At 71.1% G+C, this 24,549-nt stretch carries 22 protein-coding genes; 7 read left to right on the top strand and 15 right to left on the bottom strand.

Features of this window, described 5'->3' with window-relative positions; all coding sequences use genetic code 11:
* Positions 1–117 precede the first annotated feature (117 nt).
* Entirely contained in the window at positions 118–1,959 is a 1,842-nt protein-coding gene (gene dnaG / locus AB0K12_RS11105) for a DNA primase (protein WP_364558304.1), read from the bottom strand.
* 208 nt (positions 1,960–2,167) lie between these two features.
* Between dnaG and AB0K12_RS11100 the strand changes: the two genes are divergently transcribed.
* Positions 2,168–3,097, top strand: coding sequence for a M23 family metallopeptidase (locus AB0K12_RS11100; protein ID WP_364558301.1), 930 nt, complete (start codon positions 2,168–2,170; stop codon positions 3,095–3,097).
* On the opposite strand, the gene AB0K12_RS11095 is transcribed toward AB0K12_RS11100, so the two are convergent.
* The gene (locus AB0K12_RS11095) at positions 3,063–4,220 is read right to left on the bottom strand and encodes an FAD-dependent oxidoreductase (protein ID WP_364558298.1); all 1,158 of its coding nucleotides are present in this window, start codon (positions 4,218–4,220) and stop codon (positions 3,063–3,065) included. The two genes, AB0K12_RS11100 and AB0K12_RS11095, sit on opposite strands and share 35 nt — an antisense overlap.
* Before the next feature lie 69 nt (positions 4,221–4,289).
* Positions 4,290–5,510 carry a deoxyguanosinetriphosphate triphosphohydrolase gene (locus tag AB0K12_RS11090; RefSeq protein ID WP_364558296.1) on the bottom strand — a complete coding sequence of 407 codons (1,221 nt, stop codon included), beginning with the start codon at positions 5,508–5,510 and terminating at the stop codon, positions 4,290–4,292.
* Positions 5,511–5,611: 101 nt separating this feature from the next.
* On the opposite strand from AB0K12_RS11090, the gene AB0K12_RS11085 reads away from it, so the two are divergent.
* The 4 genes from AB0K12_RS11085 (at position 5,612) to AB0K12_RS11070 (ending at position 10,020) form a co-directional block, all read left to right on the top strand.
* Entirely contained in the window at positions 5,612–7,090 is a 1,479-nt protein-coding gene (locus AB0K12_RS11085) for a M48 family metallopeptidase (RefSeq protein ID WP_364558292.1), read from the top strand.
* 115 nt (positions 7,091–7,205) lie between these two features.
* On the top strand, positions 7,206–7,883 hold the full coding sequence (locus tag AB0K12_RS11080; RefSeq protein ID WP_364558289.1) for a hypothetical protein: 678 nt from the start codon (positions 7,206–7,208) through the stop codon (positions 7,881–7,883).
* Between the two features lie 140 nt (positions 7,884–8,023).
* Positions 8,024–9,403: a DUF4832 domain-containing protein gene (locus tag AB0K12_RS11075; protein ID WP_364558286.1), complete on the top strand. Its 1,380-nt coding sequence runs from the start codon at positions 8,024–8,026 to the stop codon at positions 9,401–9,403.
* A gap of 74 nt (positions 9,404–9,477) precedes the next feature.
* Positions 9,478–10,020 carry a GNAT family protein gene (locus AB0K12_RS11070; RefSeq protein WP_364558283.1) on the top strand — a complete coding sequence of 181 codons (543 nt, stop codon included), beginning with the start codon at positions 9,478–9,480 and terminating at the stop codon, positions 10,018–10,020.
* Between the two features lie 86 nt (positions 10,021–10,106).
* On the opposite strand, the gene AB0K12_RS11065 is transcribed toward AB0K12_RS11070, so the two are convergent.
* Positions 10,107–10,568: a MarR family transcriptional regulator gene (locus AB0K12_RS11065; RefSeq protein ID WP_364558280.1), complete on the bottom strand. Its 462-nt coding sequence runs from the start codon at positions 10,566–10,568 to the stop codon at positions 10,107–10,109.
* Between the two features lie 57 nt (positions 10,569–10,625).
* On the opposite strand from AB0K12_RS11065, the gene AB0K12_RS11060 reads away from it, so the two are divergent.
* On the top strand, positions 10,626–11,402 hold the full coding sequence (locus AB0K12_RS11060) for an alpha/beta hydrolase (RefSeq protein ID WP_364558278.1): 777 nt from the start codon (positions 10,626–10,628) through the stop codon (positions 11,400–11,402).
* A 159-nt stretch (positions 11,403–11,561) separates the two neighbouring features.
* Here the strand turns inward: AB0K12_RS11060 and ppdK are convergent, their stop codons facing one another.
* The 10 genes from ppdK to AB0K12_RS11010 all read right to left on the bottom strand — a co-directional run bounded on the left by ppdK (position 11,562) and on the right by AB0K12_RS11010 (position 22,559).
* Positions 11,562–14,198 carry a pyruvate, phosphate dikinase gene (gene ppdK, locus AB0K12_RS11055; RefSeq protein ID WP_364558275.1) on the bottom strand — a complete coding sequence of 879 codons (2,637 nt, stop codon included), beginning with the start codon at positions 14,196–14,198 and terminating at the stop codon, positions 11,562–11,564.
* 311 nt (positions 14,199–14,509) lie between these two features.
* The gene (locus tag AB0K12_RS11050) at positions 14,510–15,700 is read right to left on the bottom strand and encodes a HAMP domain-containing sensor histidine kinase (protein WP_364558272.1); all 1,191 of its coding nucleotides are present in this window, start codon (positions 15,698–15,700) and stop codon (positions 14,510–14,512) included.
* Positions 15,697–16,365: a response regulator transcription factor gene (locus AB0K12_RS11045; RefSeq protein WP_364377568.1), complete on the bottom strand. Its 669-nt coding sequence runs from the start codon at positions 16,363–16,365 to the stop codon at positions 15,697–15,699. Before AB0K12_RS11045 ends, AB0K12_RS11050 begins: the two co-directional genes overlap by 4 nt.
* A 10-nt stretch (positions 16,366–16,375) precedes the next feature.
* On the bottom strand, positions 16,376–17,023 hold the full coding sequence (locus AB0K12_RS11040) for a trypsin-like peptidase domain-containing protein (protein ID WP_364558269.1): 648 nt from the start codon (positions 17,021–17,023) through the stop codon (positions 16,376–16,378).
* Between the two features lie 518 nt (positions 17,024–17,541).
* Positions 17,542–18,486, bottom strand: a complete 945-nt coding sequence (locus AB0K12_RS11035; RefSeq protein ID WP_364558266.1) for a VWA domain-containing protein — start codon at positions 18,484–18,486, stop codon at positions 17,542–17,544.
* Positions 18,483–19,445 (bottom strand): DUF58 domain-containing protein, encoded by a 963-nt coding sequence (locus AB0K12_RS11030; RefSeq protein WP_364558264.1) that lies wholly within the window; start codon positions 19,443–19,445, stop codon positions 18,483–18,485. Before AB0K12_RS11030 ends, AB0K12_RS11035 begins: the two co-directional genes overlap by 4 nt.
* On the bottom strand, positions 19,442–20,425 hold the full coding sequence (locus tag AB0K12_RS11025) for a MoxR family ATPase (RefSeq protein WP_364377574.1): 984 nt from the start codon (positions 20,423–20,425) through the stop codon (positions 19,442–19,444). The genes AB0K12_RS11030 and AB0K12_RS11025 overlap by 4 nt, the downstream gene beginning before the upstream one ends.
* Positions 20,422–20,568 (bottom strand): hypothetical protein, encoded by a 147-nt coding sequence (locus AB0K12_RS11020; RefSeq protein ID WP_364558261.1) that lies wholly within the window; start codon positions 20,566–20,568, stop codon positions 20,422–20,424. Before AB0K12_RS11020 ends, AB0K12_RS11025 begins: the two co-directional genes overlap by 4 nt.
* A 184-nt stretch (positions 20,569–20,752) precedes the next feature.
* Complete coding sequence (locus tag AB0K12_RS11015) at positions 20,753–22,138, bottom strand: glycine--tRNA ligase (protein ID WP_355420493.1); 1,386 nt, start codon at positions 22,136–22,138, stop codon at positions 20,753–20,755.
* A 97-nt stretch (positions 22,139–22,235) separates the two neighbouring features.
* Positions 22,236–22,559 carry an antibiotic biosynthesis monooxygenase gene (locus tag AB0K12_RS11010; protein ID WP_364558258.1) on the bottom strand — a complete coding sequence of 108 codons (324 nt, stop codon included), beginning with the start codon at positions 22,557–22,559 and terminating at the stop codon, positions 22,236–22,238.
* A 59-nt stretch (positions 22,560–22,618) separates the two neighbouring features.
* Here AB0K12_RS11010 and AB0K12_RS11005 point away from each other — a divergent pair, with 59 nt between their 5' ends.
* Positions 22,619–22,999: a DUF6703 family protein gene (locus AB0K12_RS11005; protein ID WP_364558255.1), complete on the top strand. Its 381-nt coding sequence runs from the start codon at positions 22,619–22,621 to the stop codon at positions 22,997–22,999.
* Here the strand turns inward: AB0K12_RS11005 and AB0K12_RS11000 are convergent.
* On the bottom strand, positions 22,996–24,549 hold the full coding sequence (locus tag AB0K12_RS11000; RefSeq protein ID WP_364558253.1) for an aldehyde dehydrogenase family protein: 1,554 nt from the start codon (positions 24,547–24,549) through the stop codon (positions 22,996–22,998). The two genes, AB0K12_RS11005 and AB0K12_RS11000, sit on opposite strands and share 4 nt — an antisense overlap.

The following is a 24,549-nucleotide window of genomic DNA, read 5'->3' as shown; positions in this document are numbered from 1 at the left end:
GCCTTCGTCACGTTGTCCATCTGCTTTATCCGGCATTGGACCGCGCCACATTCCCTGGTCAACCACCCTGTTTCAACGTGTTGATCGCAGCCGAACTGTTACCTGAGCGAGCCGGGCTCAGCCGCCCGCGAGGCGGTCGCGCAGCACCCGGCGCTGCTGCTCCAGCGCCACCAGCTCGCCGAACAGCTTGTTGTACTCCTGCTGCTCCTCGACCGGGTTGAGCCGCTGGATGCGGGACTTGACCTGGGCGATCGCCCGATCGACCGGCATCGCCTCGGCCGCGGCCATGATGTCGTTGGCGTAGCGCTGCTCGGCGTGGGCGTCGGCGTGGATGGGCTCGACCGCGAACCTGGTCACCAGCGCGCGCGTGCTCTCCTCGTGGGCCTGCTCCATCAGCCGGTCGACCCACTCGCGCCCGCCGTGACCGGCCGAGACGACCCCGCCCGCGGCCACGACGACCTGGTGCAGCGCCGAATGCTCAGGCGTGGTGAACGCCTGCGCGTCGAGCGCGTCGAAGCGCGGCCCGAGCAGCGCGGGCCGCTGCACGGCGAGCTTGAGCAGCTCGCCCTCGACCCGGATGCTCGGATCGACCGGAGCCGCCTGGGGGGCGCGCTGACGGCGGCCCTGCTGGGCGCCGGAGACCTCGGAGATGCGCTGCATGACGAACCGCTCGTCCATGAACCCGAGCCAGCGGTCGAGGTCGATGGCGTAGCGCTTGCGCAGCCCCGGGTCCTTGATGCCGGCCACGATGGGCGCCGCGGCGTCGAGCGCGGCGATCTTGCCTTCGTTGCTGCGCAGGTCGTAGCGGGAGATCGTGCTCCTGATCGCGAACTGGAACAGCGGCTCGCGGCTCGCGATCAGGTCGCGCACGGCCGCGTCGCCCTGCTTGACGCGCAGGTCGCACGGGTCGAGCCCGTCGCCCTGCACGGCGACGTAGGTCTGCGTGACGAACTTCTGCTCGTCGGCGAACGCCCGCAGCGCCGCCTTCTGGCCCGCCGCGTCGCCGTCGAAGGTGAAGATGACCTCGCCGCGGAACTCGGCCTGGTCGAGCAGGAAACGCCGCAGGATCTTGATGTGCTCCTCGCCGAACGAGGTGCCGCAGGTGGCCACGGCGGTGGGCACGCCGGCGAGATGGCAGGCCATCACGTCGGTGTAGCCCTCGACGATCACGGCCTGCGCGCGCTTGGAGATCTCGCGCTTCGCAAGATCGATTCCATAAAGGACCTGGCTCTTCTTGTAAAGCGGCGAGTCAGGCGTATTCAGATATTTCGGCCCGTCATCGGAATCAAGCAACTTCCGCGCGCCGAATCCGATCACATCGCCGGTGGCGTCCCTGATCGGCCAGATCAGCCGGCCCCTGAACCGGTCGATGGGGCCGCGCCTGCCCTCTCTGGACAGGCCGCCCTTGACCAGCTCGTCGACGGTGAAGCCGCGCCCGAGGAGGTGGCGGGTCAGCGCCTCCCACTCGGCCGGCGCGTAGCCCACCCCGAACGTCTCGGCGTCGGCCCGCTCGAACCCGCGCTCTGACAGGAAGCGCCGCCCTGGCGCCGCGTCGGGGCTCATGAGCTTGTCGGCGTAGAACTCGGCCGCCGCCTTGTGCGCCTCGATCAGCCTGGCCCGCTCGCCGTGGTCGCGGCGCGGGGCGTAGCCGCCCTGCTCGTATTGGAGCTGGATGCCGGCCCGCTGGGCGAGCCGCTCGACCGCCTCGCTGAAGGAGAGGTGCTCGATCTTCTCGACGAACGTGATCACGTCGCCGCCCTCGGAGCAGCCGAAGCAGAAGAACATGCCGCGCTCGGGGGTGACGTTGAACGACGGCGTCTTCTCGTCGTGGAACGGGCACAGCCCCTTGAGGTTGCCGCCTCCGGCGTTGCGCAACTGGATGTGCTCGCCGATCACATCGGCGATGGGGGAACGCTCGCGCACGAGCGCGATGTCGACGTCACGGATCCGGCCAGCCACGCCGGTGAGTCTATGCCGCCCCACCGACGGTTCGGCTCACCGCGGGTGTCCCGGCATGGGTGCACGGCATGGATACACGACATGGGAAACGGGGAGGTAGCGGAGGGTATCCGCGCGGCTGCTAAAGGAGGAAAGCGGCAATGCGGGGGCTCCCGGTCGGCTACAAAGGTAAAGGTTGTCGGTGGAAACGGTGACACGGGTGGAGAACATGCGATCGGGGCATATCGGACGATGGGCGGCCGTCACGGGCGCCGTGCTGCTGACCGGCGCCTGCAGCCAGGCCGGCCTGGCGGGAGTCGGCGCGAACCGGCCGGTCGCACCCGCACCCCTGTCCGCCACCGGGCCCGCGTCGGGCCCCGCGGGCGGCGGCGCGGCCGAGCCGACGCCGACCCCCTCACCCTCGCTCTCGCCTGGCCAGGCGGCCGGGAAGCCCGAGGGCGACGACCCGGTCAAGGTGCCGCCGCCGAAGCTGTCGAAGTACACCTACACCTTCCCGGTGAAGGGCTGTAAGACCACCTACCAGCGCAAGCTGCTGGTGCTGCCCAAGACGACGATCTGGGCCAAGCAGGGCTGCTCGTTCGTGGCGCCCGTGGACGGCGTCGTGGACGAGGTGAACACCTCCGACACGTGGTCGCCCGCCACGGACGCGGGAGCGGCGCGCGAGGGCAGGTTCGTCACCATCATCGGCGCCGACGGCGTGCGCTACCTCGGCGGCCACCTCGACTCCGTCGCCGGCGGGATCAAACCCGGCACGAAGGTCAAGGGCGGCCAGGTGCTGGGGAAAGTGGGCAGGTCGGGCAACGCCCGCGACACCGGCTCGAACCTGTACTTCGCGATCTCGTGGAAGACCGGCCCCGCCTACTGGTGGGTGCGCAGGGGCATGGTCGAGCCGTGGGACTATCTCGACGCCTGGCGCAAGGGCAACCGCACGCTCTCGCCGCGCGAGGAGACCATGAAGCTGCGCGGCAAGCTGGGCGAGACCCCGCGCTGCACCGTGCAGTGTCTCGGCAAGGTGGCGCCGGCGCAGACGACCAGCAGCACCCCGAAGCCGACCAAGAAGCCCAAGCCGCGCAGGACGACCAGCGAGGAGGACGTCGTCACGCTCAACCCGACGATAGCTCCTTTGCGTCCACAGTGACCCCCGACCTGATCAGCTCCTGGATGTCGTCCACGACGTCCCAGACGTTGACGTTCATGCCGGCGATCACCCGGCCCTCGCGCAGCCAGTACGCGATGAACTCCAGCCCGTCGGGGTCGCCCCGGTAGACGATCTCGTCGTGGCCCGAGACGTCGCCGGAGAACTCCATGCCCAGCTCGTACTGGTCGGTGTAGAAGTACGGGACGCGGTCGTGGACGACCTCATGGCCGAGCATCGACCTGGCCGCCGCGGGGCCGCCGTGCAGGGCGTTGGCCCAGTGCTCGACGCGGATGTGGCGGCCGTACAGCGGGTGGTAGGACTCGGCGACGTCGCCGGCCGCGTAGATGTCGGGGTGCGAGGTGCGCAGCGCCGCGTCCGTACGGATGCCCTGCCCGACGTCGAGCCCGGCGTCGCGGGCCAGCCAGACCTCCGGGGCGGCGCCGATGCCGGCCACGACGAGGTCGGCGGTGAGCCGCTCGCCCGAGCTGAGCCGCACGCCGGTCTCGGTGACCTCCGCGGCGGCGGTGCCGAAGCGCATGTCGACGCCCTTGCTGACGTGCAGGCGGGCGAACAGCTCGCCCAGCTCGTGGCCGAGCGCCCGGTTGAGCGCGGTCGGCTCGGGCTCGACGACGGTGACCTCGCAGCCGGCCGCCCGCGCCGCCGCGGCGGTCTCCAGGCCGATCCAGGACGCGCCGACGACCAGCACGGACGCGCCCTCGGCGAAGCGCCGCCTGAGCGCCTCGCTGTCCTCGGCCGTACGCAGGTAGTAGGCGGGGCCCGGCAGCCGCCTGGGGACGGCTCCGGTGGCGATCAGCAGCTTGTCGTAGGGCTGCCTGGAGCCGTCGGCCAGGCGTACGACGTGGTGGCCCGGCTCGATGCGGGTGGCCCGCAGGCCGAGCCGCAGGTCCACGTCGTTGTCGGCGTACCAGGCCGGCTCGTGGACGAAGATGCTCTCCCGCTCGCTCCCGCCCCGCAGGTAGTCCTTGGACAGCGGCGGTCGTTCGTAGGGGCGTTCGGCCTCGGCGCCGATCAGCACGATCTCGCCGTCGAAGCCCTCCTCGCGCAGCGTCTGCGCGGCCTTGGCCCCGGCGAGCCCGGCGCCGACGATCACAAATGTGGCCATGGGCGAAGTATCCGCCCGGCGCGGTCTCCGGAAAAGCGGATCGCGCCAGGCGCCCGCCCGCGTCCCGGATCAGCGGGAGAGCCTGCGGTGCCAGGCGACGGCCGAGGTGTCGGTGAGCGAGGCGATCTGGTCGATCACCACCCGGACGCGGGCGGCGTCGTCGGCCGCCTCCCGGTACGCGGGACGGAAGGCGGGCTCCAGCGTCTCCGGCGCCCCCAGCGTGATCAGGGAGGCCAGCTCGGTGATGAGGTCGCGCTGCCTGGCCTGCTTGGCGTGGTGGTCCTCCGTGGTCATCACGTAGTGCGCGGTGACGCCCTTGAGCAGCGCGCACTCCAGCCGGGTGGCGCGCGGGACGACGAGGTCGGCGCGGTGGCGGGAGCCGTACACCTCCTTGGTGGCGGCCTGCGCCGAGCGGCAGAAGCGGCCGATGAGGCCGCTGGTGAGCGCCTTCAGCCCGGCCAGGTCGGCGAGGGTGGCCGCGAAGTGGCGCGGCCACAGCGGGTCGTCGATCAGCCGGGCGAAGACCTCCTCCAGCTCGCCGAGGTCGGCGCCGGGGGCGTACCAGGTGCGGGTGGTCTCGCAGACGTTCGCGCGCTCGATCGGCGACCGCAGGGCCTCGGGCGTGACGTGGCCCGAGGCGAGGGCGTCCTCCAGGTCGTGCACGGAGTAGGCGACGTCGTCGGCCCAGTCCATGATCTGCGCCTCGAAGCTCACCCGGCCCTCGGGCGCGCCCTCCCTGATCCACGCGAAGACCGGCAGGTCGTCGTCGTAGACGCCGAACTTGGGCGAGACGTCGCAGGTCCACGGGTACTTGATGGAGGCGTCGAGCGCGGCGCGGGTGAGGTTGAGCCCGGCGCTGCGGCCGTCCTCGGTGAGCACCTTGGCCTCCAGCCTGGTGAGCAGGCGCAGGCTCTGCGCGTTGCCCTCGAAGCCTCCGCAGGAGGCCGACAGCGCGTTGAGCGCCACCTCGCCGTTGTGCCCGAACGGCGGATGCCCCAGGTCGTGCGCCAGGCAGGCGGTCTCCACCAGGTCGGGATCGACGCCGAGCGTGGCGCCCATCTCCCGGCCCACCTGGGCGCATTCGAGCGAGTGGGTCAGGCGGGTACGCGGAATGTGCTGGCCGCCGCCCGGTGTCTCCCCCGGGCCCACGACCTGCGTCTTCGCGGCCAGCCTGCGCAGGGCGGCGCTGTGCAGCACGCGTGCTCTGTCACGCTCGAACGCGGAACGTTCGGGATTGCCGGGTGGTTCCGGAACCCAACGCTCCTGATCGTGCTCGTCGTAGTACGGCATCTGTGCGGTGATTTTATCCAGTTTCGTCTCTCCGCTAGTGTCAAGCCTCGCGAGAACCCCTTCCCCGGGAGCCCTCCCCCATGACGACAGCATTCCGAGCGGTGTTGGCCTTCACCCTGCTCGCCGGCTTCTACGTGCTGGTCGGCCTCATTCTGGCAGCCGCGGTCTTCTTCGACGTGCTGCTCGTGGTGGACTTCCACGCCAACCTGGTCAAGTTCGCGGTCGTGTTCACGCTGGCCGCGGGCGCGCTCGTCCGTGCGCTGGTGATGGTCAGCAGGCGCGGCGACAGCGAGCAGCCCGGCGTGGCGGTCGGCCGCGAGCACGAGCCGGTGTTGTGGCAGACGGTGGAGGAGCTGGCCCAGCGCGTCCGTACGGCGCCGCCCGACGAGATCAGGCTGGTGCCCGAGGTGAACGCGGCGGTGTCGGAGGACACCAAGTTCCTCGGCATGAAGGCGACCAGGCGGCGGATGTTCATCGGCCTGCCGCTGCTGCAGACGCTCACGGTCGACGAGCTGCGCGCGGTGCTCGGCCACGAGCTCGGCCACTACAGCGGCGCGCACACCCGGCTGGGCGCGCCGGTCTACCGCGGGCGGGTCTCGCTCATCGCGACCGTCCAAGGGCTGCGCAACCACCCGTTCGTGCAGCGCCTGTTCACCTGGTACGCCAAGCTCTACCTGCGCATCTCCCAGGCCGTCTCGCGCCGGCAGGAGCTGGAGGCCGACCAGTTCGCGGTGGCGATCGGCGGCCGGCAGGCCATGGCGGGCGCGCTGCGCAAGATCCACTCGACGGCGGCGGGCTGGGACCTGTACGTCAACAACTACCTCGTGCTGACCGGCGCGGGCGGCGCCAGGCCCGCGACCGTGTTCGGTGGCTTCCACGCGCTGATGAGCGACCCCGACCGGCAGTCGCAGCTCGCCAAGCTCGCCGAGCAGCCCGAGGAGGTCTCGCCCTACGACTCCCACCCGAGCCTGTCCGAGCGCCTCGCGGCCATCGAGCACCTGCCCGAGCCGCAGCAGGTGCCCGACCCGCGCTCGGCGCTGACGCTGCTCATCGACGCCAACGTGGCGGTGCAGGCCGTAGAGCAGTCGATGTGGAGTCAGGAGGCGCTGGCGACGCTGCGTCCCGTGCCATGGGAGGACCTGGTCGCCCACGGCATGTACGCCGGCCGCAACGCCGACGCCCTGCACGACCTGGCGGTGGCGGGCCAGCAGGTGATGGGGGCCTCGCGGCCGTACCTCGACGCGGCCTTCGAGGCGATCGCGCGGGGCCGGCAGGCGGAGCTGGAGGCGAAGCTGCTCGAGCAGGGCTGGAACCCGTCCCCGACGCTGCTGTCGGGCGTGCTGGGGCAGGCGCTGGAGGCGGTGCTGATCCAGCTCGGCGAGGCCAAGTGGACGCTGTCGTGGTCGGGGCCCGCGCGGCTATTGTTCGACGACGGCGAGGAGGTGGCGCTGACCGAGTACGCCGCCCAGGTCGCGGCCAACCCGGCGGCCGTCGCGGGGCTGCGGCAGTGGCTCGGCGACCACGGGATGCGCCACGACTACGTGCCGCTCGACGTGCCCAGCCCCGCCGCCCTGCACTGACGAGGACGCTCGCGCACAGGGAGAACGCGGACGAAAACATCGGCGATCCCTTGCCAGGTTGCGATCCGTGGCCTTACGGTCACCGTTAGCATACGGACGGCCTGGAGGAGGCCATGTGAGCAGGCAGGACGGCGGGGCCAGGGCGATGCTTCCGCACATCGCCTGGCGGCTGGAGGAGATGCTCGCGGCCATCGCCGAGCGCAGGCCGCGCGCGACGGGCGCGATCGAGCAGGCGCTGCGCAAGGTGCCGCGCCACTGGTTCGTGCCCTCGCGCGGGCTCGTGCTCGAAGACGACGGCGCGCGGCCGATCGACCGCGACGACGATCCCACGGCCTGGTGGGACGCCGTCTACTCCGGGCGGCCGATCGCCACGCCGAGCAGCCGCGACCCGAGCTCCTACCGCTGCGTGGTGCTCGCGCCGAGCTGCGTCGTCGATCTGCTTGAGCTGCTCGATCCGCGTCCCGGGCAGCGGATTCTGGAGGTGGGCACGGGCAGCGGGTGGATCACCGCGCTGCTGTGCCGGCTGACGGGCGAGTCGGGCAGCGTGACGTCGGTCGAAGGTGACGCGACGGTGGCCGAGGAGACGTGGCGGAACCTGGTGGCGGCCGGGGTGCGTCCTCACCTGATCGTCGGTGACACGGCGCGGGGGTGCCCCGAGCGGGCGCCGTACGACCGGGTGCTCGCTCCGGCCGTCATGCCCGACACGTGGGTGGCGCAGGCGCGGCCGGGCGCGGTGATCGTCGGCGGGAACGACCGGGCGGCGATGCGGCTGGTGGTCCCTTCGGACGACTGACATTACCGGGGAGTCCGACGTTAAGCGTTGAAGGACATGGCGTCTTCCTGGGTTCTTGTTGGCCAGGTCTTGACTTAATTCTCATGGACTCCATGATTAGTTGCGCAAGCCCGAGACCCCCGGCATGCCTAGGGAGCCCCATGCCCCAGCTCGCACGCACCCTCGCCCTCCCGCTCCTCCTCTGCGCGTCCTTACTCACCGCACCCCCGGCCCTGGCCATCGGTGGGGCCACCGGTAAGGCGGCCACGGTGACGTACGCGCAGAGCGGCGCCGACGTCGCCAACCCCGAGCGCGGCTTCTACCACCACACCGGCGACTGCGACAAGAACGACTTCGACGCCGGCACCCTGCGGAGCTACCGCACGAACGAGAACATCTCGCTCGTCATGTGCGTCTTCTACCTCGCCGAGTTCACCGGCGGCCCGCTCAGCCAGGCCGCGCTGGCCCAGCTCCAGCAGCAGTTCGACACCGTACGGCAGGCCGGGCTGAAGATGATCCTGCGCTTCGCCTACACCGCCTCGGAGGACGGCGCCGACGCGCCGAAGGACCGTGTGCTGGCCCACCTCGACCAGCTCGCCCCCTACCTGCGGGCCAACCAGGACGTCATCTACGTCATGCAGGCCGGCTTCATCGGCGCCTGGGGCGAGTGGTACTACACCCAGAACTTCGGCAACGCCGGGAACGTCACCGCCGCCGACTGGGCCAACCGCAAGGCCGTCGTCGACAAGCTGCTGAGCGTCCTGCCCTCGACGCGGATGGTGCAGCTGCGCACCCCCACGTTCAAGCGCACCCTCTACTCCACCACGCCGGTCACCCCCGGGCAGGCGCACGGGGGCTCCGCCGTGGCACGGATCGGGCACCACAACGACTGCTTCCTCGCCAGCCCCGACGACTACGGCACCTATGAGGACGCCGCGGTCGAGTATCCGTACCTCTCCGCCGACACCGCCCACGTCGCCATGGGCGGCGAGACCTGCAACCCCAACCCGCCGCGCTCCGACTGCCCCACCGCCCAGGACGAGCTGGCGCGCTTCCACTGGTCGTACCTGAACGCCGACTACCACACCGGCGTGCTCGGGAGCTGGAGCACCGGCGGCTGCCGGGCCGCGGTCAGCCGCAGCCTCGGCTACCGCCTCTCGCTCGTCTCCGGCACCTACCCGGGCACGGCCACCCGCGGCGGGCGGCTCCCCGTCCGCATCACGGTCAGGAACGACGGGTACGCCGCCCCCGTCAACCCACGCGGCCTGCAGCTGGTGCTGCGCGACACCGCCACCTCCGCCGTCACCCGCATCCCGCTGTCCGCCGACCCGCGCAAGTGGCAGGCGGGCGGGACGACGACCGTCGCGCAGACGGTCACGCTGCCCGCGTCCTTGCCGGCCGGCAACTACGCGTTGCTGCTCGGCCTGCCCGATCCCTTGCGGCCTTCGCGGGCCGAGTACGCGATCCGGCTGGCCAACGACGGCACGTGGGAGGCCACGACCGGCCTCAACAACCTCCTGCACACGGTCACCGTGCGCTGAGGCCCTCCTGTGACGGGGAGGGCGGCGCGTTTATTCGGTTGACCGGGCGTCCGAGAGGCCAGGACGATGACCGGGTGCAGATCGAGTACGTGCGGCTCTTCCCCGATGACACCGAGGCGCTGGTCGCCTTCCTGATGGCCGACCCCTGGCCGTTCCACGCCGGGGTGCAGGATCCCGAGGCGATCAGGAAGCGGGTCGCCGACGGGGTCTACGACGACGATGACAACCGTACGTTCTGGCAGATCGCCGACGGGGAGCGGGCCGGGCTGGTCAGGCTGACCGACCTCAGCGACCCGACGCCCATGTTCGACCTGCGGATCCTGCCCCGCTTCCGGGGGCGCGGGCTGGGCAAGGACGCGGTGCGCTGGCTCACGGCTTATCTGTTCGACGCCTTCCCGCAGATCCAGCGGGTCGAGGGGCAGACGCGGGGCGACAACGTGACGATGCGGGCCGTCTTCCGCGCGTGCGGCTACGTCAAGGAGGCCCACTACCGCGAGGCGTGGCCGGCGCCCGACGGGTCGGCCCACGACTCGATCGCCTACGCGATCCTGCGCCGCGACTGGGTCTCCGGCACGGTGACCCCGCTCGTCTGGGACGACGAGCCCGTACGACGCTGACCCGCTCGTCTGAGACGACGACGAGCCGGCCGACCCGCTTTTGACGCCGCCCGGAGGCCCATGCGGGCCTTCGGGCGGCGCGCGTTTCAGTCCATGTCGATGTCGTCGAGCAGCCTGAGCAGCCGTGACAGGACGTGCAGGCAGGTCTCGATCTCCGCTTCCGTGAGGTCGCCGCCCGCCTGGCGGAGCACCGTACGCTCGCGCTCGATCACCGCCTCGATGGCGGCCCGCCCCTCCTCCGTCAGCCGGATCAGCGACGAACGCTTGTGCGCCGGATTGGGCGCGGTCTCGACCAGGCCCCGCGCGGCGGCGTCGTTCGTCATGCGCTGGACGAACTGGCGGCTCAGCGCCTGCTCCCTGCCCATCTGCGGCACGGTCATGGGGCCGTGCTCGCGCAGCATGTTGAGCACCGCCCGCACCCCGACCGACAGGCCCTCGATGGGCGCGTCCTGCTCCACCTTGCGCTGGGCGCGCCGGTAGAGGGGGCCCACCAGGTCGAAGACCTCGGTGAGACGGTCGGTCGGTGGCGTTCCTCGTGTCTCGCTCACTCCTCCATGATGACACCTGAGTTGTCATTCTCGCGCCAACATGACACCTTGGTTGTCATGAAGGATCTGTTCTGGACCGAGAACGGCACCGGCAAGCCCGTCGTCCTGCTGCACGGCGGCTTCCTCGACCACACGATGTGGAACGACCAGATTCCGGTGCTCTCCGAGAGCTACCGGGTCATCGCGTACGACGCCCGCGGCCACGGCCGCTCCGCCAACGCCACGGGGCCGTACCGGCTCACCGACGACCTCGCCGCCCTGCTGCGGCACCTCGGCACCGGGCCCGCCGTGCTGGTGGGAGTCTCCATGGGGGCGGGACTCGCGGTGGACACGGCCTTGGAGCACCCTGAGCTGGTCAGCGCCCTGGTGGTGACGGGGGCGGGAACGAGCGAGCCGTACTTCGAGGACCCGTGGACCCGGCAGGCCATGACCGCCTGGCACGCCGCGATGGCCGCCGGCGACCTGGAAGGCTCGATCGAGGGCTTCCTGACGGTCAGCCTGGGCCCGTACCGCGACCTCACGGAACTGGACCCCGAGGTGCCACGACGCCTGCGAGCGATGGCGCGAGCCACGATGAGCAAGCACACGGCAGACGAACCCAACCACGTCACACCGGTGAAGGACACCTGGCACCGCATAAGGGAGATCGAGATCCCGGTGCTGGCCGTCCACGGCGCCGCCGACTCCCCCGACCACATGGCGATGGCGGAACGCCTCGCCACCACGGTCGTGAACGGCAGCTCAGTGACCATCGACGGCGCCGCCCACTACCCGAACATAGAACGCCCAGACGCCTACAACAAGGTCTTGGAGGACTTCCTCAACTCCCTCTGAGACGCTCACCGGGCGCGACGGTGCGGCTTCTTGGGCGGGGGAGGGCGTAGGAGCCCTTCCACAGCGCTCTCCGACGGCCGTCTTCTCTCGGTCCTCTCCGAACAAGGGGACCGGTGCCGGCGGCCGCCCCGGGGAGTGCGGGCGCCGGCGCCGGTGGCTTCAGCGGGTGTCGGATTCGTTTTCTGCCAGGGCGGCGCGACCGGCTTCCAATCTGGCGACCGGGATGCGGAACGGGGAGCAGGAGACGTAGTCCAAGCCCGCATCGTGGCAGAAGTGGACCGAGTCCGGGTCACCGCCGTGTTCGCCGCAGATGCCGAGGTGGAGGTCGGGGCGGGCGGCGCGGCCCTCGGCCACCGCGATCTCGATGAGGCGCCCGACGCCCTCCCTGTCGATGCTCTCGAACGGCGAGACGCCGAAGATGCCGAGGTCGAGGTAGCGGTGGAAGAACGAGGATTCCACGTCGTCGCGGGAGAAGCCCCACGCCATCTGGGTCAGATCGTTGGTGCCGAAGGAGAAGAACTCGGCGGCCTCGGCGATCCGGCCCGCGGTGAGCGCCGCCCTCGGCACCTCGATCATGGTGCCGATCAGCGCCTCGACGCCGGTCTCCGCGAGGATCTTGACGGCCTCCTCGCGTACGGACTCCAGTTCCTGCACCGCCGCCACCAGCGGGATCATGATCTCAGGACGCGCGCCGGGCACCTCGGCGGCGGCCTGGGCGATGGCCTTGACCTGCATCGCGAACAGCCCTGGGATGACCAGGCCGAGCCGCACGCCGCGCAGCCCCAGCATCGGGTTCTGCTCGTGCAGGCGCTTGACGGCGCTCAGCAGCCGCCGGTCCTTGTCGGTGGCCTCCTGGGTGGCGGCCTTGATCGACAGTTCCACCAGGTCGGGCAGGAACTCGTGCAGCGGCGGGTCGATGAGCCGGATCGTCACGGGCACGCCGTCCATCGCCTGGAAGATGCCGATGAAGTCGGACTTCTGCAGCGGCTCCAGGGCGTCCAGCGCGGCCTGACGCTCCTCGTCGGTGGTGGCGAGCACCAGATCCTCCACGAGCTGCCGCCGCTCCCCGAGGAACATGTGCTCCGTACGGCAGAGCCCGATGCCCTGCGCGCCGAAGCGGCGGGCGCGGGCGGCGTCGTCGGGGGTGTCGGCGTTGGCGCGCACCCCGAGCCGGCGGGCGCCGTCGGCGTGCCGCATGATCCGGTCCACGGCCTTGACCAGGTCGTCGGCGGGCTCGGCGGCGCCTTCGAAGTACTCGACCACGACCGACGGCACGACCGGCACCTCACCCAGGAAGACCTCGCCGGTGCGGCCGTCGATGGAGATGACGTCGCCCTCGGAGACCTCGACGCCGCCGGGCGCGATGAAGCGCCGCTCGGCGGGGAGCACCTCCAGCTCCTCGGCCCCGCACACGCAGGTCTTGCCCATGCCGCGGGCGACGACGGCGGCGTGCGAGGTCTTGCCGCCGCGGCTGGTCAGGATGCCCCTGGCGGCGATCATGCCGGCCAGGTCGTCGGGGTTGGTCTCGCGGCGGACGAGGATGACGTCCTCGCCCTGCTCGGCCAGCTCGACCGCGCGCTCGGAGGAGAAGACGGCCTTGCCGACGGCGGCGCCCGGTGAGGCGTTCATGCCCTTGGCGATCTTCTTCTTCTCGGCGCCGCCGTCGAAGCGGGGGAACATGAGCTGCGCGAGCTGGTCGCCGGTGACCCGGGTGACGGCCTCGTCCATGGTGATCAGGCCCTGGTCGACGAGCTGCGTGGCGATGCAGAACGCCGCCGCGGCGGTGCGCTTGCCGACCCGTGTCTGGAGCATCCACAGCTTGCCGCGCTCGATGGTGAACTCGATGTCACAGAGGTCGCGGTAGTGGTTCTCCAGCGTCTCCATGATGGCGAGCAGCTCGCGGTAGGAGCTCGGGTCGATGCGTTCGAGGTCCTGCAGCGGGATGGTGTTGCGGATGCCGGCGACGACGTCCTCGCCCTGGGCGTTCTGCAGGTAGTCGCCGTAGATGCCCTGCTGGCCCGAGCCGGGGTCGCGGGTGAAGGCGACGCCGGTGCCGGAGTCGTCGCCGTAGTTGCCGAAGACCATGGCCATGATGTTGACGGCGGTGCCGAGATCGGCGGGGATGCGTTCCTGGCGGCGGTAGAGGATGGCGCGCGGCGCGTTCCACGAGTCGAAGACGGCCATGACGGCCAGGCGCATCTGCTCGCGCGGGTCGGCGGGGAAGTCCGCGCCGGTCTGCTCGCGCACGATCCCCTTGTACGCCTCCACCAGCTGCTGCAGCTCGCCCGCGTCCAGGTCGGTGTCCTGGCGCCGCCCCTTCAGCCGGTCGAGCGCGCCCTCGAACAGGTCGCCGTCGATGCCCAGCACGGTCTTGCCGAACATCTGGATGAGCCTGCGGTAGGAGTCCCACGCGAAGCGGTCGTTGCCGCCCGCCTGCTTGGCGAGGCCGTGCACCGACTCGTCGTTGAGGCCGATGTTGAGCACCGTCTCCATCATCCCGGGCATGGAGAACTTCGCCCCTGAACGTACGCTCACCAGCAGCGGGTCGTCGGCCTGGCCGAGCTTCCTGCCCATCGTCGACTCCAGCGCCGCGAGGTGCCCGGCGACCTCCTGCTCCAGCCCGTCCGGCAGGGAGCCTTCCGCCAGGTAGTGGCGGCACGCGTCGGTGGTGATCGTGAATCCAGGGGGAACCGGCAGCCCGAGGTTCGTCATTTCGGCGAGGTTCGCGCCCTTACCGCCGAGAAGATCTTTGAGATTCCTGTTGCCCTCGGTGAAATCGTAAACGTACTTGGCCACCACAGCTCCAATCGAACGCCTCTGAACCGGACTCTACCGGTGAAATTGATGATGAAACTGCACCACTCCGTTAAGTCGATGTTTGTGCTGGTGAACACGGTACGACAGGTCTAATCCAATTTTAAGACCCATAGTCGGAAAATTGGATTAGACCAATTGGTTTACACCAATTCTTGAGAAAGGCGGGCAGCCGGTGAAGAATCACGTCACACCCCCACCAGCAGGCCCCCATGGCCACTCCCACCAGGCCGGGAAAAGGGCAAGGCCCGGCCCGCCGGCCGGGTTCGTGCTGCCCGTGCCGGCCTTCCTCCTCACCCGCGCGGTGTGCCGGCGGCGCTCAGGGGGTTGATCTCCGGTGGCGCGTCGCCGGCGCCTTCGCGGGGCGGCAGCCAGAGCACGAACGTGGCGCCCTGGCCGAGCCTGGAGAACACCGCCACCCTGCCCCCGTGCGACTCCACGATCTGCCGCACGATGGCCAGGCCCAGGCCCGTGTGGCGGTCGCGGCGGCTGGCCTCGCCGCGCCAGAACCGGTCGAACACCCGCGCCTGGTCCGCCTCGCGCAGCCCGGGGCCGTCGTCGCGGACCGCCGCCCACAACCAGCCGCCCGCGCGGCCGGCCGCCACCTTGATCGTGCCGCCCGGGGGCGAGAGGCGGACGGCGTTCGACAGCAGATTCGCCACCGAGCGGCGCAGCGCGTCGGCGTCGCCGATCATCTCCAGGCCCGTCCCGAGCTCCCTGACGATCGTCACGTCGCGGGCGGCGGCCGGGGCCGCGTACTCCTCGCACGCCTCCCCCGCCACCCAGGCCAGGTCGACCTCCGTGTCCGCGAACGCCGTGCCCTGCCGCCGCGCCGTCGCCAGCAGGTCCTCCACCAGCGTCGTCATCCGGGTCGTCGCGCGGTCCACGATGGCGACCGCCCGCGCCCGCTCCTCCTCGCTGGCGTCGGGGGCGGCAAGGACGGCGTCCACGTTCGCCCTGATGATGGTCAGCGGGTTGCGCAGCTCGTGCGAGGCGTCGTCGATGAGCTGCCGCTGCGCGCTGAACGCCTCCTCCAGCCGGTCGAGCATCGTGTCGATGGTGTCGGCCAGGTCCTTCAGCTCGTCGCGCGGGCCGTCCAGCTTGATGCGCCGCTTGAGGTCGGTGGCCTGGATCTCCTCCGTCGTACGCGTGATCGACCGCACCGGCCGCAGCACCCGGCCCGACAGCACCCAGCCGATGCCGAGGCTGGAGACGTACAGGCCGGCCAGGGTGAGCAGCGAGTAGTTGCGCAGCGCCGCCATCGTCTCGACGTTGACCGCGTTCTCGACCTCCTCCACGAACACCACCTCGCGCCTGCCGAGGTACTGGTTGCCGCTGTAGGTCTTCGCGAACTCCGTCGAGACAGGGCGCTGCTCGGTCGTCTTCGACACGGCGAAGTAGATGCCGCCGAGCACCAGCGTGGCCAGCACGAACAGCAGGCCCGAGTAGAGCACCGTGAGCCTGAAGCGGATGGTGTGGATCATGACGCCGGCTCCTTGAGCCGGTAGCCCCGGCTGATCACGGTCTCGATCAGGCCGTCCTCCTGGAGCTTGCGGCGCAGGTTGCCGACCGTGACCCGCACGGTGTTGGTGAACGGGTCGGCGTGCTCGTCCCAGACGTGTTCGAGCAGCTCCTCCGTGGAGACGACGTGGCCCGGGCGGGTCATCAGGTAGTGCAGCACGCCGTACTCCTTCGGCGTGAGCGCCAGCGCGCGGCCGTCCAGCGACACCTCCAGCCTGGCCGTGTCGATGCGCAGGCCGCCCACCTCCAGCACCGCCGTGCCGCCCGTCGCGTCCCTGCGCAGCAGCGCGCGCACCCTGGCCAGCAGCTCGGGGAACGCGAACGGCTTGACCAGGTAGTCGTCGGCGCCCTCGTCGAGGCCCCGCACCCGGTCGTCCAGGCGGTCGCGGGCGGTCACCATGATGATCCGCACGCCCTGGCCCGCCGCGCGTACCGACCGGCACAGCTGGAAGCCGTCGCCGCCAGGCAGGTTGAGGTCGAGCAGCACCAGGTCGTAGGTGTTGACCTGCAGCTTCTCGTGCGCGGCCGGGGCGTCGAAGGCGACGTCCACCGCGTACCCGGCCCGGACCAGGCCGACGCGCATGGCGTCGACCAGGTCCTCTTCGTCCTCCACCACCAGCAGTCGCATGTCTTGCACCCTAATTTCGGATGATGCGTTCGGCGATGGGCGCCGCCCTGTCGATCGGGATGGCGAAGCCGATGCCGATGTTGCCGCCGCCCCGGCTCGCGGCGATCGCCGTGTTCACCCCGACGACCTCGCCCTGGGCGTTCACCAGGGGGCCGCCCGAGTTGCCGGGGTTGATCGAGGCGTCGGTCTGCACCGCCGTACGGCGGGAGTCGCCGAGGCGTACCTCGCGGTCGAGCGCGCTGACGATGCCGGACGTGACCGTGCCCGACAGGCCCAGCGGCGACCCGATCGCCAGCACCTGGTCACCCACCGCCAGCTCGGACGACCGGCCCAGCGTGGCCGGCGTCAGCTCGGCGGGATGGTCCACCTCCAGGACGGCCAGGTCCTCGCCCCCGTCCGCCCCGGCCACCCGCGCGGTGAGCCGGGTCCCGTCGGCGAGCACCACCGTCACCTGCGTACTGCCCGCGACCACGTGCGCGTTGGTGAGGATGTGCCCCTGGCCGTCCACCACGAACCCGGACCCTCCTGAGGTCCCCGTCTCGATGGACACCACGCTCGGCAGCACCCGCGCCGCCGTCGCGCTGAGCCCGGTGAGCGGCGCGGAGGGGGCAGGCGCCACCCGGGGCAGCGCCGCCGGCGCAGCGGGTTGCTCACTCATCCGCGCCCCCGCGAGGCCCCCCGCCACCCCACCCGCCATCCCGGCCACGGCCCCGGCGACGACGGCGACCAACGCCGCCGCCGCCAGCACCCGCCCCCGGGAGAGGCCGCCTCCAGACGGCCCACCCGCCGTCCCGGGCGAGCCCCCTGCGGGCAGCGCGCCATGGGAGGCCGTGCCGCCGGATACCGAACCGGCCGGCGACGCGCCTCCCCCCGAGGCGCGGTGTCTGGACGGGGGCGGCGCGGAGCTGAGGAGGTGCCCCGCCCCCAGCCCCGCCGGCGGCCCTGCCCCCAGCCCGGCCCCCAGCCCGGCCCCCAGCCCGGCCTGCGGACCAGCCCCCGCATCCGGCCCTGCCCCTGCGCCCGGCACGGGCCCTGCCCCTGCGCCCGGCGCGGGCCCTCCCCCCGGTCCGCCTCTCGCGTCGGTGGGCCCTGAGGCGGTGCTTCCTGCCTCGCCGGGTCCTGTGCCGGCGGGAGGCGGGGTGGTGAAGGAGGGGCCCTTGGGAGTGCCGAGGCCTCTCATGGGAGCCTCGAGAACCAGAGCATCGACGTCACCGCCGCCATCAGGCCGAAGATCAGGCCCGCTGCCACGAACCACTGCCAGACCTCCTGACGTTCGGTGCGGTAGCCGACCGAGGTGCCGATGTCCTCGTAGACGGCCTGCAGCTCGTCACCGCTCGCGGCCTCGTAGAAGCCGCCCCCGGCGGACTCGGCGAGGCTCCGCAGGGCGGGCCCGTCCACGGGGACCGGCACGTCGCGGCCGGACAGGCTGATGACGCCGTCCGCGGTGCCGTACGCGATGGTGGTGACGGGGACGCCACGGGACGACGCCTCGGTGGCGGCGTCGCTGACCGTGCGGCCGGTGGTGCTGGAGCCGTCCGACAGCAGCACGATGTGCGCGGGCGGCGCCTCCTCCTCGGTGTCGAGCGCCGCGATGGCCTCCAGCGAGGTGAAGACGGCCTCGCCGATGGCGGTGCCCGAGTCGGTGCCGAGGCGCTCCAGCGCGTACAGGACGGCCTGCCGGTCGGTGGTGGGCGGCACGGCGACGGAGGCCGAGCCGGAGAACGACACCAGCCCGAGGTTGAAGCGTTCCGGCAGCCCCCGGACGAACTGGGTGGCCGCCGCCTTGGCCGCCTCGAACCGGTTGGGCGCGACGTCGGTGGCCCCCATGGACGCGGACACGTCGAACGCCACCATGATCGTCGCCCGTTCCCTGGGCACCCGCACCTCGGCGGTCGGCCGGGCGAAGCCGATGACGAGCAGCGCGAACATGAGCAGCAGCGCCGCCGCAGGGACGTGCCTGCGCCAGCCGGGCCGGCGCGGCGCGACCTTGTCGAGCAGGTCGTAGTTGGCGAAGCGGACGGCGTAGGAGGTGCGGCTGCGCAGCGCCATGACGACGTACGTGACCGCGAGCAGCGCCACCGGGACGAGCAGCAGCAGCCAGAGGGGCGCGATGAGGCTCATGCCGCCCCACCTCCTGTGGGGGCTCCCATGGGGGCGGAGCCGTGCCGGGTGGGGCTCGCGGCGAGCGAGGCCATCCTGCGCTGCCGCATGACGTGCTGGACGAGGTCGCGCACCCAGTCCCGGTCGGTACGCAGCCGCAGATGCGCGGCCCCGGCCCGGCGCAGCGCACCGGAGACGGCGTCCCGCTGCGCGAGCGCGGCCTCGGCGTACCTGCGGCGCAGCCGCGCGCTGCCGGTGGCGACCTCGCGCCGCCGCCCCGACTCGGGGTCGATCAGCGTGAGGATGCCGACGTCCGGCAGGGTCAGCTCGCGCGGGTCGATCACCTCCACGGCCAGCACCTGGTGGCGGGCGGTGAGGCAGCGCAGCGGCGGCTCCCAGGTCTCCGTCGTGTCGAGGAAGTCCGACACGACGACGACCAGCCCGCGCCGCCTGGTGACCCGGCCGAGCTGCTCGGCCGCGACGCCGAGCAGCGGCTCGGCCACGCCCGGCGCGGTGCGCGGCAGCGCGAACGCCGCCTGCAGCAGCGCCATCAGGTGCGGCCTGCCCGTCCTGGCGGGCAGCGTCCTGACCCCGCCGCCGTGCAGAAGGTGCACGCCGATGCGGTTGCCGGTGCGCTGGGTGAGGAAGCCGATCGCCGCCAGGGCCGACAGCGCGAGCTCGCGCTTCTCCATGGCGACGGTGCCGAAGTCCATGCTGGCGGTGGCGTCGAGCAGCGCCCAGATCTCCAGCTCGCGGTCCGCGACCAGGTCACGGACGTGGGGCTCGTTCGTGCGCGCGGTGACGTTCCAGTCCATGCGCCGCACGTCGTCGCCCGGCCGGTACGCCCGCGACTCCGCCGGCTCGCTGCCAGGACCGGGCACCAGTCCCAGATGCTCGCCTTGGAGCAGCCCATCGAGTCTCCTCGTGATCGTCAGCTCGAGCCTGCGCAGGGCGGGCTCGGCCATCAGGTACGGCTTCATGCGGCGTCCGTCCGCTGCTGGGGAGCGATGACCGGCAGCGGCACGGCGGCCAGCACCCGGTCCACGACCTGGCGGGGCATGACCCCGTCGGCCAGCGCGTCGAAGGAGAGCACGAGCCGGTGGGCCATGACGTCGTGCGCGAGGTCGCGTACGTCCTCGGGCAGCACGTAGTCGCGCCCGCGCAGCAGGGCGAGCCCGCGGCCGGCGGCCAGCAGGCCGAGCGTGGCCCTGGGGCTGGCGCCGAAGGCGAGGTGCCGGCCCACGTCGGGGATGCCGTACCGGTCGGGGTCGCGGGTGGCGTAGACGAGGCGGACGGCGTACTCGGCGACCGCGTGGTGCACGAAGACCTCCTGGGCCCTGCGCTGCAGCGCGACGACCTCCTCAGGGCCGAGGACGCTCTGGGGCGCGGGCGGGTCCACGCTCATGCGGTAGACGATCGCCAGCTCCTCCGATTCGCTGGGATAGTCCACGTCGATCTTCATGAGGAAGCGGTCGCGCTGCGCCTCGGGCAGGTGATAGACGCCCTCGGACTCGATGGGGTTCTGGGTGGCCAGCACCAGGAAGGGCCGGGGCACCTCGTACGTGGTGCCGCCGATGCTGACCTGGTGCTCGGCCATGATCTCCAGCAGCGCCGACTGCACCTTGGCGGGCGCCCGGTTGATCTCGTCGGCGAGCAGCAGGTTGACCATGACGGGCCCGAGCTCGACGTCGAAGGTCTCGCTGGAGGGCCGGTAGATCCTGGTGCCGACGATGTCGGCGGGCACCAGGTCGGGGGTGAACTGGATGCGCGCGAACGTGCCCCCGACGACCGTGGCCGTCGTCTCGGCGGCCAGCGTCTTGGCGATGCCCGGCACGCCTTCGAGCAGGCAGTGCCCCTTGGCGAGGACGGCGACGAGCAGCCGCTCGACCATGTGGTCCTGGCCGACGATGACGCGCTTGATCTCGAACAGGGCGCGTTCGAGGAGAGTGGGGTCGGTCATGGCTGCACGCTTCCGCGCAGGCAGTCGTCCACGACGACGCGCAGCTCCAGGGCGGACGGTTCGGGGTCGGCGAACGCGGCGCCGCCCGTCATCATCAGCGCGGCGGCGGCGAGCAAGACAAGAGCGAAACGTGGTGTACGCATGAGTTCCTCGTCCCTCGGATCGGCCGTGATCGGCTTAGGACGAATGTCATCAAGTCACCGCGAAAACCAGCGTAACCGTCGCCTTTATACGATTTTTCGGTGGAAAACCGCAGGTCAGGAGGCCCATGGACAGCGCGAAGGGCCGCCCGCCGAACGGCGAGCGGCCCTGTCGAGACCTCGTGGATCAGTCGTTGAGGTGCTGGCGCAGGTAGGACTCGACCCCGTCGATGGAGATGCGCTCCTGGCGCATCGAGTCGCGCTCGCGGATCGTCACCGCGTTGTCCTCGAGGGTGTCGAAGTCGACCGTGATGCAGAACGGCGTGCCGATCTCGTCCTGGCGGCGGTAGCGGCGGCCGATCGCGCCCGCGTCGTCGAACTCGACGTTCCAGCGGCGGCGCAGCTGCGCGGCGAGGTCGCGGGCCTTCGGCGACAGGTCGGCGTTGCGCGACAGCGGCAGCACCGCGGCCTTGACCGGCGCGAGCCGGTGGTCGAGCCGCATGACCGTGCGCTTCTCCATGACGCCCTTGGCGTTGGGCGCCTCGTCCTCGCTGTAGGCGTCGAGCAGGAACGTCAGCGTGGCTCGGTCGACGCCCGCCGCCGGCTCGATGACGTAGGGGACGTAGCGCTCGCCGCTGTCCTGTTCGAAGAAGCTGAGGTCGACGCCGGAGGCCTTGGCGTGGGCCGACAGGTCGAAGTCGGTGCGGTTGGCGATGCCCTCCAGCTCACCCCACTCCGAGCCGGCGAAGTTGAAGCGGTATTCGACGTCGACCGTGCGCTTGGAGTAATGGGACAGCTTTTCCTGCGGGTGCTCGTAGAGGCGCAGGTTGTCCTTGTTGATGCCCAGATCGGAGTACCAGCGGAAGCGCTCGTCGATCCAGTATTGGTGCCACTCCTCGTCGGTGCCGGGCTTGACGAAGAACTCCATCTCCATCTGCTCGAACTCGCGGGTGCGGAAGATGAAGTTGCCTGGCGTGATCTCGTTGCGGAACGACTTGCCGATCTGGCCGATGCCGAACGGGATCTTCTTGCGCGCCGACTGCTGCACGTTGAGGTAGTTGATGAAGATGCCCTGCGCGGTCTCGGGCCGCAGCCAGGCCAGGCCCGACTCGTCCTCGACCGGGCCGAGGAAGGTCTTGAGCAGGCCGCTGAACTGCCGGGGCTCGGTGAAGGTGCCCTTGTTGCCGCAGTTGGGGCAGGTGATGTCGGCCAGGCCGCCCTCGGGCTCCTTGCCGTTCTTCTCCTCGTAGGCCTCGAGGAGGTGGTCGGCGCGGAAGCGCTTGTGGCAGGACAGGCACTCGGTCAGCGGGTCGGTGAAGGTGTCGACGTGGCCGCTCGCGCGCCACACCTCGGGCGCCAGGATGACCGAGGAGTCGAGGCCCACCACGTCGTCGCGGGACTGGACCATCGACAGCCACCACTGCCGCTTGACGTTGTTCTTCAGCTCGACGCCCAGTGGACCGTAGTCCCACGACGCGCGCAGTCCGCCGTAGATCTCGCTCGACGGGTAGACGAGCCCGCGGCGCTTGGCGAGGCTGACGATGGTGTCCATGACGTCGGTGCGTCGTGCCATTTTGGTTGGTTCTCTTTCCGGCTGGAGGTCGGCGAGGGAAATTTCGATGAGCTCCCAGCTTAGGGCACGGTCGGCCGCCCTCGCGCGCGTGTAATCGCTACGTCCCGTCCGGGGTGTCACGGGCCTCATGAGCGTCGTGGGCGTCCTGGGTGTAGACGTCCTCGAACGCGCTGGGTTCGTTGAGCATGAGGATCATCAGCGGATACATCACCATCTTGGCGGCCGACAGCGCCCTGCGGTAGAAGCCGGCGCCCTCCCATTCCGTGACCAGCGCCCACAGGTTGGGCTCGTCGACCGAGCGGGCCAGCCGGCCGCGCTGGTAGCCCGGCTGCTGTGCGAAGGTGTCGAGAATGGTGTGGCCCTGCTTGACGAAGTCCTGCGACTGGGACTCTGGAACGGTGTATCGGATCACGGCGAGCACCCGACCAGCCTAGAGGCGCGGGCCCCACGAGTCGCGCGAACTCCCGTAGGCTTCGCGGCGTGGCCCCTGAGAAGAGGCGCGCGGACAAGCGCGACGACGTCACCGGCGGCAAGCGCCCGCTCCCGCCGGGCGAGCAGTTCTTCACGCCGGGTGCGACCGGCCTGCGCAAGGCGGTGGAGCAGCGCAGCGCGGTGCCGATGGCCTGGCTGTTCACGCAGGTGCCCCGGTGGGTGGTGCCGGCGCTGATGGTGCTCCTGCTGCTGGCCGGCTTCGCGGTGACCAACCCGCTGGGCGGCCTGGCGGTGCTGCCGGTGATCGCGTTCATCGGCTGGCTGGCCTACCTGTCGTGGCCGTCGCTGGGCGCCGGCGGGAAGCTGTTGCGGGTCGCCATGCTGACGTTCCTCGTCCTGCTTACGGCGACCCGCTTCGGCGCCTTCTAGCCCTCCCCTGGCAGCAGCGTGTAGCCGGGGAAGTTGCCGGGCAGGCGCTCGCCGTCCTGGCCGCTCGTGGCGGCGCGGACGAGCAGCTCACCGCCGACGAACGCGCCGCGCCACGACGCGCCGAGCCCGCCGAACAGCTCGTCGCGGTCCCCGCGCGAGCGCGGCCGGTTGTGACCGACCTTGAACGCGCGCACCTCGGGGGCCAGCCGCCGGAACGTCGCCTCCTCCTCGCACGACAGCGTGGCGACCAGGGCGCCGTTGCTGGCGTTCATCGCGGCCAGCAGCTCGGCCTCGGTGTCGACCAGCACCATCGTGTCCACAGGGCCGAACGGCTCGGCGTGGTGCAGCGGTGAGGAGGGCGGCGGGTTGAGCAGGGCCGTCGGCGCGAAGTACGCCGAAATATCCTGCCCCGGCAGGAAATGTCCGTCATCGAGCGATGCCCGGTGGACCGGGACCCCTCCCCTGGCCACCGCCTCGTCCACCTGATCGGCCAGTTCCTTGGCCTTCGAGGCGTTGATCAGCGGCCCGAAGTCCAGCTCGGGCAGCGGGTCATCGGCATCGGCCACGGCCAGCGGATGGCCGAAGCGCAGCGACCCCACCGCCTCCAGGTAGGCGGCCAGGAACTCGTGGAAGAGCGAGCGCTGCACGACGAAGCGCGGGTAGGCGGTGCAGCGCTGCTTGCCGTAGTCGAAAGAGGCGCGGATCTGCCTCGTGAGCAGGTCCCAGTCGCCGTACTCCCACACGCCCCAGCAGTTGAGCCCCTCCTGCTCCAGCACGTGCCGCCGGCCGAGACCCCTGAGCCCGGCCAGCGAGGTCGCCACCTTCGCCCCGGCGTCCCTGCCGCCGACGAACGACACGCACCCCAGCGATGTCGAGCCGACCAGCACCGGCGACAGCTCCGCCCCTCCCCCGCTGACCAGCGTGAACGGCAGCCCCTCCCGCACGGCCAGCGCGCAGGCCAGGGTGAGGCAGCACAGGCCGCCGTCGGTGGGCGTCTTGGCGATCACCGCGTTGCCGGCCAGCGCCTGCACGAGCATGGCGTGCATGAGCACGCTCATCGGGTAGTTCCAGCTCGCGATGTTGCTGACCGGGCCAGGCAGCGGGGTGCGCCCGTCCACCATGCGGTCGATCTCCTCGACGTACCAGCGCACGCCGTCCAGGCAGCGGTCCACGTCGGCGCAGGCCGTCTTCCACGGCTTGCCGATCTCCCAGACCAGCAGCAGGGCGAGCAGGTCGCGGTGGGCGGCCATCGACTCGACGGCCGCCGACACCATCGCCTTGCGCTCGGCGAGCGGCGTGTGCCGCCAGCGCCGGTGCTCCTCGACCGCGCCCGCCACCGCCCGGCCGGCGCCCGCCCTGTCGAGTCTGGGCAGCCCCGCGATGGCGGTGCCGTCGAGGGGCGAGAAGCCGGGCACCGGCCGCCCGTCGCGGTGCCAGATGCCGCCCCAGTGGTTCAGCACGCGATCGTCGTGGAAGGCCTCAGGGGCGGCGGAGCAGCACCGCTCGTACGCCTCCCGCCATGACGTGCCCGGCTTGAGCCGCATGTCCAT

This window comes from Nonomuraea sp. NPDC049419 (assembly GCF_040676995.1).
GTDB lineage: Bacteria > Actinomycetota > Actinomycetes > Streptosporangiales > Streptosporangiaceae > Nonomuraea > Nonomuraea salmonea.
Note: the sequence above shows the minus strand (reverse complement) of the source record. Positions and strands in the feature narration are given on the sequence as shown.